We start from the raw sequence: 17928 nt of genomic DNA, 5'->3' as shown, positions 1-17928 counted from the left end.
GCGATATTCGAGACGACCATAGGTTTACCAGCTGATTTATTCTCAGCGTCGGCTTAATCCAATTTAATACTGGATATCCACGTCAAATGTTGTTGACAGATGTCGAATCAATAATTCGCGCTGCGCCGCGACGCGGCTGCCAAATCCAGTTATTCATCAGAGTTTTGATTGTGATCTCGGCTCCTGGGGGCTGCCGAAAATCTGATTAAATGGTCGGGGCGACAGGACTCGAACTTTATACGGGGTCCTGGTGTTCAGATGTTATGGATCGAAGCTGTCTGAATCAATCCGATTGCTGTCGCGCCTGTTCACCTGCTCGGACAGGCTAGCAATGTCTCGATCTTTGATGCTTAAGGCGAGGTAGGCTTCTGAAAGTGATGTGGCGAAGCGGTCCCGTTGCATCGTCAGGAGCCTCACTTCCGCGGTAAGCCTAGCAAGCCTCTCCGTGGAGGTTTCGGACCTAGACTGTCGGCTGTTTTGCGAAATCGGCTGGGCGGCTTCACCCGCGGAGCTTAACAACTCGCAAATCCGCTCGTATCCAGGGGCGCGCTGCGATATGAGCGTCCTAGAATGTCCCGCTTCAAGCGCGACTGTTGATTGATTAGCTGCGACATTTTTGCCGGCAGCAAGTCTAGCACATAGCTTGGGATGAGTGGGCGCGCCCGCCGAGATCCGGTGGAAAGCTGCGATAAAATCATCTTCGACGTTACGCGGCATTTAAAATTTCCTCCGGTTCTATCCCGTGATCTTTTAAGAAGCTTGCGGATACCCGCGCGCGACGCGCAGCCAGTAGACCCCAAGTCACGTTTCCTTCGCTTTTATAAAGACGCAAAAGCCTCTCATTCTGTATATATTTACTCTTCCAATAGGACAGGTGGCGACGGGATACTACTAAGTTGGAACACTCCCCGCACATATCTGCACAACGTCCACTTGCGAGCGGTCGATCTGCTGAAGAATCATAGAAGCCCTTCTCGGAAAAATGGCACAACGCGGTTTCTGGGCGGAAAAGGCATGTGCCGAAGACTGTTGGCCACGCACGCAGGCCCTCACTTTCCGCAAACTCGAGCACTTTCTGCTGGCGCTCGGCCTTAGAGAGTTTGCCGAGCACTTGGGCTTCAAGATGTCGGGTACGTCTACGGAACACCTCCGGCATACGTCCGGAGACCGGTTCACCGTCTATGATGGCGATCAGTTGGGCGGCTGCATCACGTAAAGCAAAGTCATCAACGAGTTTAATGAGCTCATTGTCGTCACCTAGATATCCTGTTTCCAACACATGCATCGATATGTGCTTAAAGTGCTCTCGGACGGCTGGCATTGCGTCAGGATCACACCTCACAATGTCCTGCGCAAATCTCTTCCGAAATTGATGTGTTGTCAGATGCCAACCGAACACCTTCGTCGGGACTTTTACCTTCTCTTGTAGAAATCTTTGCTGAAGCTCGCTTATAACCTCCACGCGCGTTGCGCCAACGCTTCCTTTCGTCCGGGGAAAGCCACGATTAACTCGGGGATTAAGAAACGCTTGCTCATCGGTAGTTAGCAGGCGCCATCCGGCAATCAATTCTCTCAACACTAGCAACGCACGTACGATCTCTGGACGGAACTCGCTGCCAGCCGGCCGTATTCCTATGACCCAAGATCCATCACGCGCGTCTTCGCTACGATTCCCCTTGAATATCAGGCCTTTCATAAGGAAGACCTCATTAAGACCCTCCATACTACTACGTACCTGAACGCAAGATGGAAGGTCATCGCCTACCTCTCCAGTCTCTGTCAGACCAAGAAGTTCGCTGACACGTATGCCGGAAAAACCCTGAACGACTATAGAACATGCAGCCAGCAGATGGCTTACGAGAGTGCGCAATACGCTGACGGGGCGATAACCTCGCGTTCGAGCGCCGTCCTCATCGTTTTCAAATCGCTCTTCCACCTGCTGGAGTGGAAGACGCCAAGGCTTATTCGTTCTCGGGCAAAGCCGGAACTGATACCCCTCTAGCCTCGAATTGATAAACTCAGCGTAGTTGTTAGATTTCCACGAGAGGCACTGGGCAGCGGCGGCTTCCTGCATGCGCACAAGCTCGATTATATCGGCGCTGTAGACATCTATCCATTGAAGAGCTTCTTCCATAAGCGGATTAAAAATCTCGTCTGGTACAGGCGGGATAGGTGTTGGGATCTTAGCTCCCGCCTTTCTCCCGAACCCACCCCATTGGACGCCTTGCATATCTCCATGATTGAGTTGCACTCGCGGCACACTAACGAACATGTCTCGATGCTTAAAGAGCAGCGTAATGATAGACATGTGGCCGTCTATCGTGTCTGCAACGACTTTGTAATTGGCGTTTTCATCGATATACTGGCCGCAAGTGAAATCGAAATATTCTCTTCGTGCTCGTGGATCTAGTTGAGAAAATGAAAGATAATCGCGCTGATACATCCATAACAGCAGTTTTCGAAGGCAAATTATTCGCGACACTATTGACGACGGTCGTGGACGGTCGGCTGCAATATAGGCGATTATGAAGCGCTTTGCATCGCGAATTAGCCGTTGAAATCTGCGAGACAGCCATACCTCGTCGGGAACACCCAGGCGCCAATTCGCGGGGATCGTGCCTTTTCCGGCAACCAAAGGATCGAAACGCCATACTCCGTCGTCAAACATTGAATAAGGCGTGACCTGGTAGACCGATAATCGTGCCAAAGACCAAAGGTACGCAGGATCTTCCGGCTTCCGCTTGCCATATCGATTAGACATGTGTTCAATCAACCTCAGGAATAGGCGGCAGAACCATGACGCTTGCCTTCTCTCTAGTGTCTAGCGTGAACGCGGGAAGCCAGTCATTGTCCAGTGCTACAAGCTGAGGAAGCCAGTGCCGTTGCCATCGAGATGGATCAACCGTCGAACGGGCCTCAATGAGCCGTGTTCGCAATTGCTGCAGACGGCAGCAATCATGCGCGCTAAGGTGATCGATCACGGCTAATGGACAAGCTGGGCAACGTCCATAAGCTTGACACAACTGCCCAGACGTTTGGCCATGCTGAGGAGAGTCATATGGGTCTATACAGTTAAACCCCATAGTCGCGGCCAACTTCCGGCGCGTTGGAAGTCCTCCGCCTCTAGTATCGACCTTTCCACCGTTTTTGAGTCGGCGTGCGCGAATGTTCATCAATTCGGCAAGTTTATCCGCTCTTCGAGCTTTGTTGCTTTCGTCTTGATAGCTCCTCAGCGTCGTATTTACGCTCTCATGCTGCTGGTGCTCCTTCTGTGCGGCTACGTCGCCTCCAGTTAATTTTCCAACTAGAGTTCCGCCGGTTTTCCTGAACGACGAAAGTGTAAAGTGAGGCAGTCGATGCTGTTTGATGAAGCGGTTGAGCGATTTGTTAAATTCACCCGAGTTTTTGAAGAAGCCGAAAGTGCCAGTACGTCGGGTAAAACAGAAAATTTTCTTGCAGTCGGACTCAACTAGCTTTGCAGTTTCGGTAGAAATTCTCCTCAGGACGTTAAAAAGGCCCGCGGGGGAAAAATCTTTCTTATCTGTACGCGCGTATGATTTTGACTTCTCCCGCCGTCCGCCTCTGTATTTCACCCCCGTGACGACACCTCGCGCGGCGCCATATAGCTGAGAGTCCTTTTCACGTGACCAGTCCAAGGCCACAAAGGTATCTGGTTCAAAGCCGAAGTGCATGGCTAAGAGAACCATTACTGGAACGATTGATCGTGCCGTAAAATGGATGTGTTCGAGGACGTCGCCTAGCAGGTTGTATGGAGGCCTCAAAGCGCGCTTTAAACCAGGGCATTTCGATTTAAAATCCCTCGGCGAGAGTTTAAGCTGCTGAACGGAGTGGTAGGCCTTCAAGCAAACGTCAAAAGGTTCGAAGGCTTTTGGCGGGGAAGATAAACTTGGAATGACGATGGTTTCATCCTCAAGTATCAATCGGCCGCGTTTCAATTTCGCCATTGTGATTGCGAGCTCATCAAAGCAAGCTCTTCTGATTACCTTCAGGTCAACTTCGGGTAACGCAGGCCGCGACTTAATATCCTTATAGCCTTTATCTGACGGGTTAAGATCAAACGAGATCCCGGTTGGGGCGAGCTCGGAGTACTGATTATCGTCAGATATCCAACGAATAAGATCGCGAACCAGTTTATACACGTTGCCCACGGTAATCTTCGCGAGACCTCCTTTATCGTTGACCTTTGGACGTACATTGCCTTGCCCGCTCAGCCATTTTTTGAATTCGTCCATGAAGCGCGACGAAAAATGAGCATATTCTACGATGCGTATTCCGTACGAGGCGCCGTAGGCGGAAATGAATGTCGAGAGATATTTTAGCTTCTTGAGGAATCCCTCACGTGTAGTTGGTCTCGCCCCTTGTCCACGTTCTTGAAGGAAAGCTGCGCAAGGCAGCACTAATGCCGGAGTTTCCTGGAACAGTTTCAATCGAACGACCTGCTTTAAATTTTCCGCTGACCAATCTCGAAATGTAATCGTCGTCACGACGTCATCAGAGCTAATACCCAGTCCGCCTGCGTCGCCGTGCCGTGGCTGAACATTTTGCGGGCGGAGATGTGCCGAGACCCGCTTGCCCTTGCGCCAAGCCATGTTACTCACCATCGAGTGAAGTGAGTAAAGCTGCAACGGCGTCACCTAGTTCGCCTTCATCAATGGCGACGTGCTTGGCGTACGTATCGATTGTTGTCGCAATATGCTTATGACCGATGGCCTCGCTGATCGTCTTCCACGGGTTTTTGTGACCAGCCAGCTTCATCGCATGGTATGTCATGACGACATACGTGTGTCTCAAATGGTGAAAGCTGTTCGCCGCAGCATCATAAGGCTCCCAAACCGGGTTACCTCGATCATCGGTGACTGGCCCACCGTTGATGTCGATACGAGCACGCCGTTCCTGCAATATCCCGCCAGCACGGATGATTGCTGAGGTGAATGCACGCGAGAGTGTATCCTTTGACGCTGTTCGGCCGAGATCCCTGTCGTTTGAAGTGATGTGGTTTAAGAACAGTTTTGGTGATACATGGCGTTCCTTCCCAAATTTCTCTGCGACTTTGCGGCATATCTCTGCACGCTCACCACGGATATAGAGCAGCCACTTCCTCAAGATCGATTGTTGTACTAAAATGAGTTCTGGCGCCCGGCCCTTCGTTCGGACGTGGATAGTATGCAATTGATTTGGGTCCGTGGGGTCGATCAGCCTCTCCGCATTAAGGACATCGATGACTTCAACGTCGGCGATGGAGCCAATCCTCGCCCCTGTGCCGTATCCGGTTTCGGCGACAACTCTATCTCTGGATGCAGGCCCGTAAGGCTCACGCTTATCCACCCTTGGCCCTAGGTTATTCAGTACGCTTTGAAGCAAGTTGATGGGTATGAGTTTGACCTTTTCCGCAAGTCCCGAACCGCTAGGTGTCAGCCTTCTGATTGGATCCTGAGATCTGGACTGTGTCCAATGTGGCCGCACCCCTGCAGGCAGCCTCGCCTCATGCCGAACGGGAATGACCCTAGCGATAGAGCCACGATTGAATCCCCATTCGTAAAATGCGACCATCGTACCAACGCGGCGGCTTTTGGAACTATCGGCAAATTCTCGCCCGGTGTTGCTAGAAATAGCGGCCCCGAGCGTCTCGGAGTAGCCTTTAAGATCTGCAAATGTACCGGTTTCCAGCGTCTTTCCTCGAAAGTACAAAAAAGCAGCGTAGTTCGCTCCGTCGTCAGCGTAAGCCTCTTCCGTGTTTTTCCAATCTTCGAATTTCGATCGTCCCGCTACCGCTGTCTCGATAAGAAATTGGTGGAACAGGGTAAGCGGCATATTTGTTGTGGCATCAAACAGCATCACAAAGCCGACGGGGATTTTCGACGACTCGTGATCGCTGCTAATTTGGCCGGCGTGCGGCGGCACGGCCGTTGCCCGGATTCGCAGTATTGGTTGATCAAGCAGACCGTTGTCGACCATTGTGTTCCAAACTCCCGTGTTTAGTAGCGGATGATTTCGCCGGCGCGTGTTACGAAATCACCAGGGACTGTGGAGATTCCAGCGCCTGTCAATGTCAGCGATTTGCGTAGCCCAAGACTTGGACCACACTGTACAATTCCGCCCGATTTGAAGCCTGCCCTGTCGATCAAGCGCCACGCATGAGATGCGATGGCGGTATCCTGCGGTACGACATGCAAAGTGGACGCCTTGCTTCCATTTTCCCCACTTCATCCGCTTATTCAGGTAGAAGCTGCCCAAGGGAACAGCGAAGGAAATGATACGAGCCTGCACGATAATGACGGTCACGGGTTTCAGGTGCCCCTTCGCGAGCAGTAGCTCCGCGGCGACCACGGCGGGATCCTCGGGAGCCCCTCTGATATGATCGCGAAACGATGGGTATGGTTCTCAACCGTCTGCTTGAGGGGTGAACAGTGGCTAAAAGGTAGCTCAACTTGAAACACGGAGTGGCAAGCTAAGTTGCCCATGTGATCGTGCCAGACGCCTTCGTCTACGCGATACATCGAACTGTTTCCTTCTGATGTCACTACCGTCCCGCTCCGGTTACCTAGTTGCTGTGCGAGCGACCATGATCTCCAGGATCAATTTCATCTTCTCGTCATGGGATAAAAAGGACACATCTATCGCGGCACCACGCTCCAGAGTTGTCCGCAGCAGGAGCCGACGTTTCCGCACGGTCTGTTCATCGTCAGCCTCGGAGTTACAAGGGAGGCAAATCCCTCTAGGCATTTTTGATGTCGCCGGCTGCTCCGCCCTAGGACCTCGCCGGCATTCTCCCCTGATGACGATCATCGCTTGCTCTCCAGTCACGTTGGGGAAGCATCTACTGGTGCCGGCTCAATGGGAAGATCTGGATTTTCAACGCTCCCATCGCAGAGCGGTACCTATCTCGCACTACCGAAAACGTCCCGGTGGCTCGGCGAAGGACTTGATGGAGAACGAAGAAGGACTGGATCGAGAAGATACAGGTGCAAACAAATTAGCTAGCTAACTATTTAACTAAAGGTAGTGCGACAGAATGTCGCAATTTTGTCAGATGTTTTCTAGTTGTGCGGGCGACCGGCCCAGTCGTTCGCGCGTTCATCGACCGTCTCCGCATCTTCGTCCGCCGGGTCGGGATCAAGTTTGTAGGTCGCCCCCAAGTTCTCGAACTCTGCTTTGATCGCCTCTTAGACGCCCTCGTGTTTCGCGCCTTTAACTAAGAAGGAATCGACAAAGTCTCGAGCCTCAGCGCTAAGTCGTCTCTCCAGTCCTTGGTCTTCATATCCGTCTCCTCGTTCAGTTGACGGGCTCTTCCGAAAGCTCGATCCATACGGGAGCGTGGTCTCTCGTGTGGTCCCATCCGCTGACAAGCTTGTCGACTTCGGCTCTCGCGAGACGCGACGCGGCTTCCGAGCTCAAATGGAAGTGGTCGAGCCTCAGTCCGACGTCAAAAGCGTATTCGAGTCCAGAATTGGCTTCGTTTGCTAGGTGGCTGATCTCGTTTCTCCATTTTTAGGCACCCCCTGTAACATGCCCCTCTTGATCTGCGGGCGGCGCGAACCTAAATGCAACCTACGTGCGATAAGTCGCCGGGGGGCACCATCCATTCAGGTTTGTCTGTTTCGGCGAACTCGGCCTAGTTCTGGGACGAAGCTGGTCGAGTTGTCAGGCGTTATGCGCCGACCGGCGCAGGCACCAGTGGTCGTGCATATCATTGGATTAGTAGGATGAGGGCGCCATGATTACGATTACAAAGGAAGCCGAAGGCTACCTCGAGGCGTTGGCGGACGAGCTTAGTATTTCACCCACTAGATACCAGCAGGCGGTTTCTCGTTACGAGTCCTTGGGTACTTGGCTGCATCGCGACGCGTCGACGGTGAAGCAATACGATCCCCAAGTGTATTCCCAGGGTTCGTTCCGGCTGGGCACCGTCATCAAACCGGACGACGAAAACGGTCAGTATGACATCGACTCGGTCTGCGAGCTTGCCGCGCTGGCGAAGGAACAGTTGACCCAACAGACCCTCAAGGAAATGCTTCGGGTGGAAATCGAGGCCTATCGTATAGCTCAGGCAATGGTGAAGCCGCTCGGAGAAGGCCGTCGTTGTTGGACGCTCGAATATGCGGATGGGGCACAATTCCATATGGATATTGTGCCAGCGCTACCTAACGGCGCTTCTACGCGACTGCTGCTGGAAGCGAAGGGACTTGATGCGCAATGGGTCGGGACCGCGATTGCCATCACAGACAATAAGCACCCACTCTTTTTTCAGCGCACGGGCGACTGGCCCCGTTCCAACCCCAAGGGTTATGCCAATTGGTTCCGTTCGCGCATGGCTGACGCTTTCTCGCGCAGGCGCCAAAAGCTCGCCGAATCGACGCAGGCGAGCGTGGAAAGCATTCCTGAGTACCAGGTAGTCACCCCGCTGCAACAGGCAATCATGATCCTCAAGCGGCATCGCGATCAGATGTTCGCGGGCCGCAAGGACGTCAAACCGATCTCGGTCATCCTTACGACCTTGGCAGCTCACGCATACGAAGGCGAGGAAACAATCGGACAAGCTCTCGTTTCGATCTTGACCAAGATGGACCGCTTCATCGGTTTCGACGGCGTCCGATACCACATAGCCAATCCGTCTGACCCCTTGGAGAACTTCGCAGACAAGTGGGCCGAATATCCGGAACGCCAAGCTGCGTTCTCCGAGTGGCTGGAAGCAGCTCGGCGAGACTTCTTCTATGCCGCCCAGGTGAGCAGCCGTCAGGTGATAACCGACTCCGTGGCGCCTCGCATAGGTCGTGGTCTGGCCGAACGGGCAAGAGATCGTGCGGCGCCAAAGCCGGCCTCGTCGCTACTACGTCCTGCAACGGCCGCGAGCGTGGCCGCGGCCGTGCCCTCTTTCCCCGCTCAGGCGCGTGTTCCGGGGAAGCCGGCAGGATTCGGCGTCAAATGATCTGGTGGGTTTCTGACCCTGGCCGAGGCCTGTCTGAGCGGCTTGAAATTGCACGGCTTGAGCAATCGGCTGACTGGCTCCAGAACGTGCGGTGGCGCCTGGACGGACTGAAGTTGTTATTGGATTTTGAGATTGTCGAGGCGAATTCCAGATGGCGTCTTGTAATGCGCTACCCGGAATTTTTCCCTTCGATTCCTCCCTTGGTATTCAACGCGGACAGCGAACGCCTATCCGGCCATCAGTACGGTACGTCAGGCGAGCTTTGCCTCGAATATCGGCCCGACAACTGGGAGCTGAATTGCACTGGCTCGATGATGATCGAAAGCGCCCACCGCTTGCTTGTTGGCGAGAGCGCTGAATCAGGGGGCGACGGGGTTCCCTCGGCTCACGCGGCATCTGAAGGCCAGCGTCTTCGCGGCACCTACTTCAGGCTTGTCATACCAGAGGAAGCATTGCTTTTGATCCAGGCCATGAATGATGGCCACTTGGTTCCAATCGAGGTCAACGAGCACTACTACGGCGACGCTGCCGTGGCACATCTTACCATGCTTGGCTCGGACGAAGACAAGATCTGGCAACAGAGTAAGCCCGTATCGACCGCCACTAATTACAAGGGGACCGCAATCCGCGTTCCTCGCGGAATCATGTTTCCCGGACCCGCCAAAGAAGAAGACTTGGCGTCGGTTTTGAAGGCCGTAGGCCTCACCACTGAATTTCCGGATTGGCCGCCTGCCACCTACCTGCTTGTAGATGACTCCACCGCTTGGTTAGCGATGGTGTCTAGCAAGACTGATGGCGGCGTCCGCCATTACGGCTACTCCACATTTGTTGTAGACGCTGGCCAACGACGGCTTCCAACTGCAAACTCGGAGCTCGCCGACAAGCGGATCGCACTAATCGGATGTGGGTCTCTCGGATCGAGAACGGCGGCAATGCTCGTGCGATCGGGTGCCCGGAAGCTTGAATTGTTCGACGACGACATTCTCGCTCCCGGAAACTTGGTGAGGAATGAGCTGGATTGGCGTGGTGTCGGTGCACACAAAGCAAAGGTACTGCGGGCACGGTTACTCGAGATTGCTCCGGACGCGAAGGTCACCGTGCAAATCGTAAACCTTGGCGGCCAGGAGAGTTCGGAGTGGACCGCCACCGCACTCGAAACGATCTCCAACTGCGACCTGATTATCGACGCTACCGCGGATGCGACGGTTTTCGGCCTTGCCGCTGCTGCCGCGAGATTCAGGGGTCGGTCAATGGTATGGGCCGAAGTTTTCGGTGGTGGGATCGGTGGGATCGTCGCCCGATCGCGACCTGAGCACGATCCGTCACCCGATGTGGCACGTCGCCAGATTCTCAAATGGTGCGACGATCAGGAAATTGAGTGGAAGATGCCTTCCCAGCAAGTGAATTACGGCATCCTGCAGACAGGCCAACCTCCGATGATCGCCGACGACGCGGATGTCTCCGTCATTGCTGGCCACTTGGCCCGTCTAGCTATCGACACCCTTCGCGGTGGTGGTAGCCAGTTTCCGGCTCCTGCATACGTCATCGGCCTCAGCGAAGGCTGGATATTCACTGCTCCGTTCGATACTCACCCCATCACCTATACCGGCACCGATGGCTGGGGCGCGGGATCCTGCCCCGACGAGGTAAAGCTGAAAGAACTCGTGTCCCTTCTCTTCTCTGAACAGGACCAAGATGCAAATCGCTCTACCTAGGTCGGTCCGGAGTAAGATCTGCCGGGAACTGTCCCAATCAGGCCGACGGGAAACCGGAGGCTTTTTGTTGGCTGAGCAATTGGACGACGAGGGTCGATTTCGGGTTGTAGATGTCACTGTTGATCCAAGGGGTGGAGAAAACGCGTACTTTGAGCGTCGCCCAGAGCTCCACACTCAAGCCTTGGAAGCTTTCTTTGAGAAGCATGGCAATGACTTCAGCCGTTTTAACTACCTCGGAGAATGGCATTCCCATCCAAGCTTTCCGGTAACCCCGAGCGTGACCGACAACGCGACCATGCAAGCAATGGTCGAAGACGTCGGCAACATCGACTTTTCCGTCTTGATGATTGTTAGGCTGCGGATGCTCGTCATGCTGCAAGTGGGAGCGCACCTTTTCATGCGTGGGCGCGCGCCACAGCCTGTCGAAATGATCAACGACCCGGCGCCGCGAATCCGCAGAAAATTCATTTGAAATGGCGTCGCGTTCGGCGCGGCGATAAGTGGGCGACATGTCAAAAACAGCAATTCCAGCAAAAGTCGCAAGTGCCCTGTGGGCGAAGGCGGCTGGGCGGTGTCAATTCCGTGGATGTAACAAGCTCCTAATCGGCGATCTCATCTCGGGTAAACGTACAGGCAAGTTCGGCTACATCGCTCACATAGTCGCTGACGAGGCCGGCGGCCCTCGGGGAGATACGGTGCGATCTCTCCAACTTGCTCAGGACATCGACAACCTGATGCTTATGTGTCCCATACACCACAAGGCGATCGACGTGGATTATCTGGCTGACTATCCCGAGGATGTCCTTCTGGCCATGAAGGCGGAGCACGAGGACCGGATCGAGATTGTCACCGACATGGATGTCGACCGCGTCTCGCATGTCGTGAGGTTCGCCGCCACGATTGGTCAGCGCGACTCTCTGGTTACAACGCGTGCAATCTTCAGCGCGATGCCCCCCGATCACCACCCAGCAGAAGGCCGCACGATTGACATCGAATTGATCGGATCGGAACGGAAGGATCACGAAGAAACCTACTGGACCGAGCAGAACGAAAACTTGGAGCGGCTCTTCGCGCGAAAGATCAAGGAGCGCATCGAACAGCGGGAGATCCGTCAACTCAGCGTTTTCGCTCTGGCACCGCAGCCACTATTGATCCGCCTCGGTACGCTCCTAGGCGACGTCGTGCCCGTTTCTGTTCATCAGAAGCACCGGGAACCAGACACATGGAAATGGTTGCCTGACCAACCTCGTATTTCTTACCAGGTCAGCGAATACGGCGGCAGGAAGGACGTGCCGGTCGCGCTGAAATTGGCCTTGAGTGCCACGGTGAATGACGACAGGATTTTGTCGGTGTTGGGGGAAGAGACCGCCATATGGTCGATCACGTGTGAGCAACCCGGAAACGACATCATGCGCAGGAAGGACGACCTTGCAGCCTATAAGAAATTGCTGCGCGACCTCTTCAACAGAATCAAAACCCATCATGGGGAAGGTGTCCTGGTCCACGTGTTCCCAGCGGTCCCGGCGTCTGCGGCGATAGAAACCGGGCGTGTCTGGATGCCCAAAGCAGACCTCGGGATGAAAATATACGACCAGAACCGAACCGCCCAGGCTTTCGTCCCAACGATCTCAATCGGCTAGGACGCAGGGAAAGGTTGATCTGGAGACCTCAGCAGATTGGCAGCTTCGCGCCTTCATCTTTGCCATTCGGCCGCGCGAGATCACTTCTCATTAGCTGCCGTCCGCTTGTGTGCCCGTATCGTACCGCTGGAGTATGGCAATGTGGCCGATTTGAGTGCTCAGACCTGGCAGGCGGATCATCGTTCACGCTTCGCTTTAACTTTCCAGTGCAGCGTGGAACGGTGCGGGTCGCTTAGTACGTTACGCGGAAGCAATCCGTTCTGAGAGTTTCGCTAGGAAACCGATCGTAATTGCTGGATCGACGGTTTCATATTTCAACTGGCGAAGTGCATAGGCATAAGCCGAAGCCAATACGGAGTGATCACCGCCACCGACATCATGTGCCCATTCACGGCAGGCCGAGATCATTGGCTTGAGCCGGTCATCAAGTACGAACCGATCGACGTCCGGCCAGGCCTCAAGATTTTCCATTAGTCCGTCACGCAACCCTAGCTTGGCTGCGTCTGGGTGAAAGATCAGGCTGAGTTCCAGGGCTATCGGGTCGAGCGAGGTAAAGCCTGGACCTGCATCTCCAAAGTCGATCAGCACTGCATCGCCGTCGCTCTTTACGAGCACATTGCCGCAATGGAGATCGCCGTGAATGCAACTCTTCGATACCTGTACCGACCGCGCTTCGATTGCGCGCAATGGGCCGATGTTATACTTTGCTTCGATGATCGCCGCGTCATCGTTGTCGATCAGCCGGCGTCGAACGTCACCCACTGTGACGATGTCGGCCGTTGCGGCCTCCGTCCAACGCTGCAAGCCGGTCCGGACCCGGCCGACTACCGTGGGGCCGATCGCCGGATCGGTGGCAAGGCGCTCAAAGAGCGAGGCCGTGTCGTCGTCGGTCAATGTGTAAAAGATGGCGCCATTCAAGCCGACGCCGACATCGATCGCGCAATAGAGCGGCGGACACGCGCCTATGCCGAGCTTGCGTGCATGCTTTTCATATGCCTCCTGTTCCGCACGAATGACGCTGCTGGGGCCAAGTTTCCCGGCGCATAGCACCTGAGGTTTGCGGCTTTTGTCCATCGCAGACGCCTTGACGACCTTTGCCTCGGAAAGACCACCGCTCAGCAGGCTCACGTCGCAAGCAACGCCATCGGCCATGTGGGCAAAGCTCTTGAGCATTTGATCCTGCACGGGTGACAGACCAAGATTTCTGCCCCGCGTGTTTATTGCAACCGCACTCATTTTGCTGAAAATGGCAGCGAGCGCTTGAACCCGCCCGAGCAGCTCATCGACCTCCTCCTTAAGGAAAAAACTGACCGTCTCTATGTCAGTATTGTCCCCCCAGAGTTTCACCTGATTGCCAAACTTGGCCAAACCCCGGCTGAATTTCTGCACTTCGGCGCCGGTCAGAATAAATATCGGTGTGCCAGGGCGAAACTCACGCGCCTCATGAAAGAGGGCTTGGCCATGCTCAGGATCGTGTGCCGTTGCAATTTTGCTCGGAGGGATCGACAGGTCGAGTATGACGAGATCGATCAGCTCATCGCGAAGCGCGGCGGTCGCGCTCTCCTTGTCGGCAACACGAAGCACTTCTCCGACGCCGGGGATGCCGCAAAGGACGGGCTGGAGGTCTCCAGCGAAGCCATCGTTATCTTCAACGAACAGGATTTTCATGGGTACCAAACCACCTTAGCTCAACGCGCGCGCCGCCTTCGGCAGCGTTCGACGGATAGACATCACCTTCCATGGCCTGCATCGCCTGTTTGGCGGTCGCCAGGCCGAAGCCGATATGTTCTTCCTTGGTGCTCTTGCCGAAGTCGACCAACGACACGGGATCGCGATCGAAGCCAGGGCCACTGTCGATGACGACTACCCAAACCTCATGGCCTGCGCGGCCCCAATTGAGAGTAATCGTTGCCTCTCCTTCGGTGTTGGCAACGCTCAGCGCCTCGACCGCATTTCGAACAACGTTCGACAGCGCGAGTGTGAACAGGCCGGGATCGATCTCTACGAGGAAGGGCGAGGGTCCTGCGAAGCGGAATATTTCGGCCACCTCCTCGAAAACCGCGCATGTCTCGCGACACGCCGCGGACAAGTCAGTCTCAACATAGTCCGGCTGCGTGACGGCGGTCTTGAGGTTGCGGATCCCAGCCAGCAGGCTGGCGAGAGAGTCAACTAAGGTTTTGGTGCTACTCCCAGTGTATTCTGCCACCTCCTGGGGTGCTTTGATTCGCAACCGGCCTACGATGGTGGCAAGTTCGTGGATGATCGTACTCGCCACTTCATCAATGGCCGCGGCACGATATTGAGCGAGGAGCCGTTCCGGCGGGTCGGCGTAAACGCCGAGGCGCGGCGCCGCCTCGGCCGTCGGTCCGACCCGGTTCAAGGATCGTTCGAGCGCTCGTTTGATCCACGGCACAGTTTCTCGATTGAGTGCCGCGCGGAGCTTGCGGCGGTCGCCGCTAACAGCGTGCATCGCAAAGTATCGAGCGGCCTTTAGGCGTTCGTCGGCCTCGAGAGACGTCAGCGCGGCAAGGGCTTCATCGCGCGACATTCAATGCTCGTGCTCGTCGTAAAATGCCGCGCGGTTTGCAAAGGCCTCACGTCCTCCCTCCATGACATTGGTAATTGCGTCGACCGCCTTCGGGTTGGTGAGCTTCTCGCAGACCTGGACGTAGCCGTTACGGCCGTCCGAGGTCATTTCAATAACGAGGTCAGCGCCACCCAGAACCGGGATATTAGCATTGTGGGTTGAAATAATGAGTTGCCCATGGGCCCTGCGGTTGCGGATCGCCTTGATCACCGTCGTCGCAATATATGCGTTGTCGAGATGATCTTCTGGCTGGTCGATGATCAGCGTGCGCGATGTGTGCTGCAGCACAACTGAAAGGATTACGGTGCAGCGCTGTCCTGCCGATAGGTTTTCCACGTCCTTATAATCGACGCCGTCGAGCAGCGACATGCGGACATTATCCTCGATAGTGGCTACGACGATGTCGGCCGCATTATTGTCGCGCAGATGGCCGAGCAACCGAGCGGCGCGATCTTTCGGGATCGAGGCAATATCCGCCAAGCTGACAAAATCATTCGAGTCGATAAAGCGTACCAGTTCTTGGGGGCTGACACTTTGCGTTAATGCACTAACGAGATCGGTATATCGCATGCCACTGCCCCGCAGCGTTTCGCTCAGCGCTTTCGCATATTCGGCATATTGGCCGTATCGCTCGACGGTCACCCGGATCTGTGGAGCGAGAGATTTGCTAAGCAATTTGGCGACGGCCTCCCGACGGGCAAAGCGCTCCGAGCGGATGGTGTCGAGCGCCTTGATCCGCTCGTCTCGCCGTCGCCTCAATTGCGACAATCGATGATCGCGTTCTTCGACAATCTTGCGCCGGGACATGAGCTGCGCGACCTCAGTCCGTGCCTGCGAAAGCTGGCGCGATACAGTTCCGGCACCGGCTACAGACTGTTCCACCTCGGCACGCACGCTGCGCGCCTGGCCTTCGGCACCGATCCGCGCCCTTATTAGTTTCTCTCGGTCGCTGGCCGCCTTGGCGGCAAGCATGTCGAACCGCTGGCTGAGGGCTTTGGCATCCGATACCAACGTTGCGTATGCTGGCCTAACATCGGCAAGTGGATCATCGCCCTCCAGGGGGTCCCACTCCTCGACGCCAAAATCGTCTTCGACCAAGCTCGTGAGCGCACTGACCCATCCTTGCGCCGATTCTGCGAAACGTTCGAGCACGCCTTCTCGAACGGCTGAGGCTGATATCGTCTCATTGACTGCAGCGAGTTGCTTCTGCTTTCCCGCCAAGTCAGCCGACGAAGCACGATGTAGCATCTCCTCCTGCTCAAGCGCCTTGATCCGCTCAGCAAGGGCTGGAAGGCTTTCGAGTCCGCTCGCCAGGTTAGCGCGATCCGCCTCTGCCGTCGCAATTTCCTTGAACACCGAACGAATGGCAGCAACTGCGGCCGCCTCATCTGACGCGAGTTTTGCTCCGCCGGTGACAAAGCCATCGAGCAAGCGCAACCTGCCGCTCTCGCTGAGACCCAGATTTTCAATCTCGGTTTGTGAGAACACCAGCGGCTTCTCATAATTTCCGCTGGCTTGTGGCTCATCTTCGCCTACGGAGCGTATCACCGTGACCGAATCGATCAAATCGCTCATTTCGATCGTAACGGAGCCGTCGTCGAGGACGGCTTCCGCATGTTCCGCCGACCGCTCGCCGGCCTCGGGGGTGTGATTGCGCGCGGCAAGTGCGAATCGGATCAGCTCGATGACCGACGTTTTGCCGGTCCCGCGTGCGCCGATCAGCACGTTGAGGCCATCGGCAAACTTGACGTCGAAGCCGTCTAGAAATCCCCCCTCAATCTGTAGGCGTTCAATATGCACGCTTTGCATTCCTCCGTATGGCTCGCTGCGTGAGCAGTTTTTATGCCGGGAAAATCCCGTTGTTGCTCCACCGAATCCGCGCTGAACTCCAGCTTTGATCAACCTTTACCCTGCCAAGTCCAACACCGCCTCAAAAAAATGTGGACAAACCAATCGGCCGGCAAGAGCCGCAACTCGTGGGGCGAAATGCGACCCGGAGCAGAATTTGAACGTTGACCGGCGCCGTTGTCAAAATCCTTGCCGTTCCGGGCAGCGGGAGCCGCTGCTCTGGACGCCAGAGGCTCACATGGACGAGCATCTTGATCCGGGGGCCGCACTAACGGTTTTGCGAGAACGGCTGTGGGCCTTCCCCACCTCGGCGCCCAGATGAGCAAGAGTGCTCTTATAGCATTCAGTCAAGCAAAAGCGGCCAGTCGGCCATCGGCCCCGTCATAGAACTAGAAGGTACGCGTTCTCCCTCCAGCCAATGGTGGCCATAGGAGAAATGAAATGGGTATCTCACAATTTGATCCTAGCGCGCTGGGTTGACCGGCTTGGAACGCGGGTAAACAAGTTGGTGTCAAGAAGCCTCTGAAGCAGCGCCAGGTCTGGGCAGTTCGCTTTTTCCTCGACCGTGAAGGAAGGATGCGAGATCGGGCGCTTTTCGATCTTGCCATCGACAGCAAGCTCCGCGGCTGCGATTTGGTAAAGCTGAAAATCGGGACACTCGTCACCGGCCACGACATTCGAACTCGGGCGATGGTCGTCCAGCAGAAGACTGGACGACCCGTGCAGTTCGAAATTACGACTGAGGTCAGAGCTAGTCTGCTTGCCTGGCTTCAACGAAGGGGAGGAACAGTCGATGACTATGCCTTTCCCAGTCGAGTAGACCACGCTGATCATCTCAGCACTCGGCAATATGCCCGACTGGTCGATGAGTGGGTGACGGCGATCGGGCTTCGTCGGGAGGATTATGGTACGCATTCCCTTCGGCGAACGAAGGCTGCGATGATTTACAAGGCCACCGGCAACCTTCGAGCGATCCAGATCCTGCTTGGCCATACCAGAATCGAGAACACAGTCAGATACCTCGGCGTCGATATTGAGGACGCACTAGAACTAGCCGAGCGGACTGAAATCTGAATGCGGACGGCCCCGCACGTTGCGTGGCCGCTCCTCTCCCCGGAGAGCCTTCGCAAGGATTCAATCTGCTTTGCGCCTTCATCGGAGCCGTTCAAACCTACTCTGCCTGTTGCCGAA

At 55.4% G+C, this 17928-nt stretch carries 12 protein-coding genes; 5 read left to right on the top strand and 7 right to left on the bottom strand.

Annotation, left to right across the window (positions count from 1 at the left end):
* Positions 1 to 261: 261 nt before the first annotated feature.
* From AC1DOG_RS10845 to AC1DOG_RS10830, 4 genes are read right to left on the bottom strand one after another with little or no spacing between them, the layout of a single operon-like run.
* Positions 262 to 717 (bottom strand): hypothetical protein, encoded by a 456-nt coding sequence (locus AC1DOG_RS10845; protein WP_477927951.1) that lies wholly within the window; start codon positions 715 to 717, stop codon positions 262 to 264.
* Complete coding sequence (locus AC1DOG_RS10840; RefSeq protein WP_477927949.1) at positions 707 to 2761, bottom strand: hypothetical protein; 2055 nt, start codon at positions 2759 to 2761, stop codon at positions 707 to 709. The genes AC1DOG_RS10845 and AC1DOG_RS10840 overlap by 11 nt, the downstream gene beginning before the upstream one ends.
* Positions 2762 to 2765: 4 nt before the next feature.
* Complete coding sequence (locus AC1DOG_RS10835; protein ID WP_477927947.1) at positions 2766 to 4610, bottom strand: hypothetical protein; 1845 nt, start codon at positions 4608 to 4610, stop codon at positions 2766 to 2768.
* Position 4611: 1 nt separating this feature from the next.
* The gene (locus tag AC1DOG_RS10830; protein ID WP_477927945.1) at positions 4612 to 5976 is read right to left on the bottom strand and encodes a hypothetical protein; all 1365 of its coding nucleotides are present in this window, start codon (positions 5974 to 5976) and stop codon (positions 4612 to 4614) included.
* Positions 5977 to 7735: 1759 nt separating this feature from the next.
* Between AC1DOG_RS10830 and AC1DOG_RS10825 the strand changes: the two genes are divergently transcribed.
* Genes AC1DOG_RS10825 through AC1DOG_RS10810 form a run of 4 tightly spaced genes read left to right on the top strand, consistent with a single transcriptional unit; the run spans position 7736 to position 12302 of the window.
* Positions 7736 to 8947, top strand: coding sequence for a nucleotidyltransferase domain-containing protein (locus tag AC1DOG_RS10825; protein WP_477927943.1), 1212 nt, complete (start codon positions 7736 to 7738; stop codon positions 8945 to 8947).
* Positions 8944 to 10662: a ThiF family adenylyltransferase gene (locus tag AC1DOG_RS10820; RefSeq protein ID WP_477927941.1), complete on the top strand. Its 1719-nt coding sequence runs from the start codon at positions 8944 to 8946 to the stop codon at positions 10660 to 10662. Before AC1DOG_RS10825 ends, AC1DOG_RS10820 begins: the two co-directional genes overlap by 4 nt.
* Complete coding sequence (locus AC1DOG_RS10815; protein WP_477927939.1) at positions 10643 to 11134, top strand: Mov34/MPN/PAD-1 family protein; 492 nt, start codon at positions 10643 to 10645, stop codon at positions 11132 to 11134. Before AC1DOG_RS10820 ends, AC1DOG_RS10815 begins: the two co-directional genes overlap by 20 nt.
* Before the next feature lie 37 nt (positions 11135 to 11171).
* Positions 11172 to 12302 carry an SAVED domain-containing protein gene (locus AC1DOG_RS10810; RefSeq protein ID WP_477927937.1) on the top strand — a complete coding sequence of 377 codons (1131 nt, stop codon included), beginning with the start codon at positions 11172 to 11174 and terminating at the stop codon, positions 12300 to 12302.
* A 240-nt stretch (positions 12303 to 12542) separates the two neighbouring features.
* Here AC1DOG_RS10810 and AC1DOG_RS10805 read toward each other — a convergent pair whose 3' ends face one another.
* Genes AC1DOG_RS10805 through AC1DOG_RS10795 form a run of 3 tightly spaced genes read right to left on the bottom strand, consistent with a single transcriptional unit; the run spans position 12543 to position 16689 of the window.
* Entirely contained in the window at positions 12543 to 13970 is a 1428-nt protein-coding gene (locus tag AC1DOG_RS10805; RefSeq protein WP_477927935.1) for a response regulator, read from the bottom strand.
* Complete coding sequence (locus AC1DOG_RS10800) at positions 13951 to 14850, bottom strand: sensor histidine kinase (protein ID WP_477927933.1); 900 nt, start codon at positions 14848 to 14850, stop codon at positions 13951 to 13953. The genes AC1DOG_RS10805 and AC1DOG_RS10800 overlap by 20 nt, the downstream gene beginning before the upstream one ends.
* Complete coding sequence (locus AC1DOG_RS10795) at positions 14851 to 16689, bottom strand: AAA family ATPase (protein WP_477927931.1); 1839 nt, start codon at positions 16687 to 16689, stop codon at positions 14851 to 14853.
* Positions 16690 to 17259: 570 nt separating this feature from the next.
* On the opposite strand from AC1DOG_RS10795, the gene AC1DOG_RS10790 reads away from it, so the two are divergent.
* Entirely contained in the window at positions 17260 to 17811 is a 552-nt protein-coding gene (locus AC1DOG_RS10790) for a tyrosine-type recombinase/integrase (RefSeq protein ID WP_477928163.1), read from the top strand.
* Positions 17812 to 17928: the final 117 nt, after the last annotated feature.

This window comes from Rhizobium sp. 01N48 (assembly GCF_056399145.1).
This window is presented reverse-complemented; position numbering and strand designations above follow the sequence as displayed.

What these genes read in the sequence shown, in the direction of transcription:
- AC1DOG_RS10815 (WP_477927939.1), top strand. Translation starts at nt 10,643, where the DNA reads ATGCAAATCGCTCTACCTAGGTCGGTCCGGAGTAAGATCTGCCGGGAA.
- AC1DOG_RS10825 (WP_477927943.1), top strand. Translation starts at nt 7,736, where the DNA reads ATGATTACGATTACAAAGGAAGCCGAAGGCTACCTCGAGGCGTTGGCG.
- AC1DOG_RS10810 (WP_477927937.1), top strand. Translation starts at nt 11,172, where the DNA reads ATGTCAAAAACAGCAATTCCAGCAAAAGTCGCAAGTGCCCTGTGGGCG.
- AC1DOG_RS10805 (WP_477927935.1), bottom strand. Translation starts at nt 13,970, where the DNA reads ATGAAAATCCTGTTCGTTGAAGATAACGATGGCTTCGCTGGAGACCTC.
- AC1DOG_RS10835 (WP_477927947.1), bottom strand. Translation starts at nt 4,610, where the DNA reads ATGGCTTGGCGCAAGGGCAAGCGGGTCTCGGCACATCTCCGCCCGCAA.
- AC1DOG_RS10820 (WP_477927941.1), top strand. Translation starts at nt 8,944, where the DNA reads ATGATCTGGTGGGTTTCTGACCCTGGCCGAGGCCTGTCTGAGCGGCTT.
- AC1DOG_RS10840 (WP_477927949.1), bottom strand. Translation starts at nt 2,761, where the DNA reads ATGTCTAATCGATATGGCAAGCGGAAGCCGGAAGATCCTGCGTACCTT.
- AC1DOG_RS10800 (WP_477927933.1), bottom strand. Translation starts at nt 14,850, where the DNA reads ATGTCGCGCGATGAAGCCCTTGCCGCGCTGACGTCTCTCGAGGCCGAC.
- AC1DOG_RS10845 (WP_477927951.1), bottom strand. Translation starts at nt 717, where the DNA reads ATGCCGCGTAACGTCGAAGATGATTTTATCGCAGCTTTCCACCGGATC.
- AC1DOG_RS10830 (WP_477927945.1), bottom strand. Translation starts at nt 5,976, where the DNA reads ATGGTCGACAACGGTCTGCTTGATCAACCAATACTGCGAATCCGGGCA.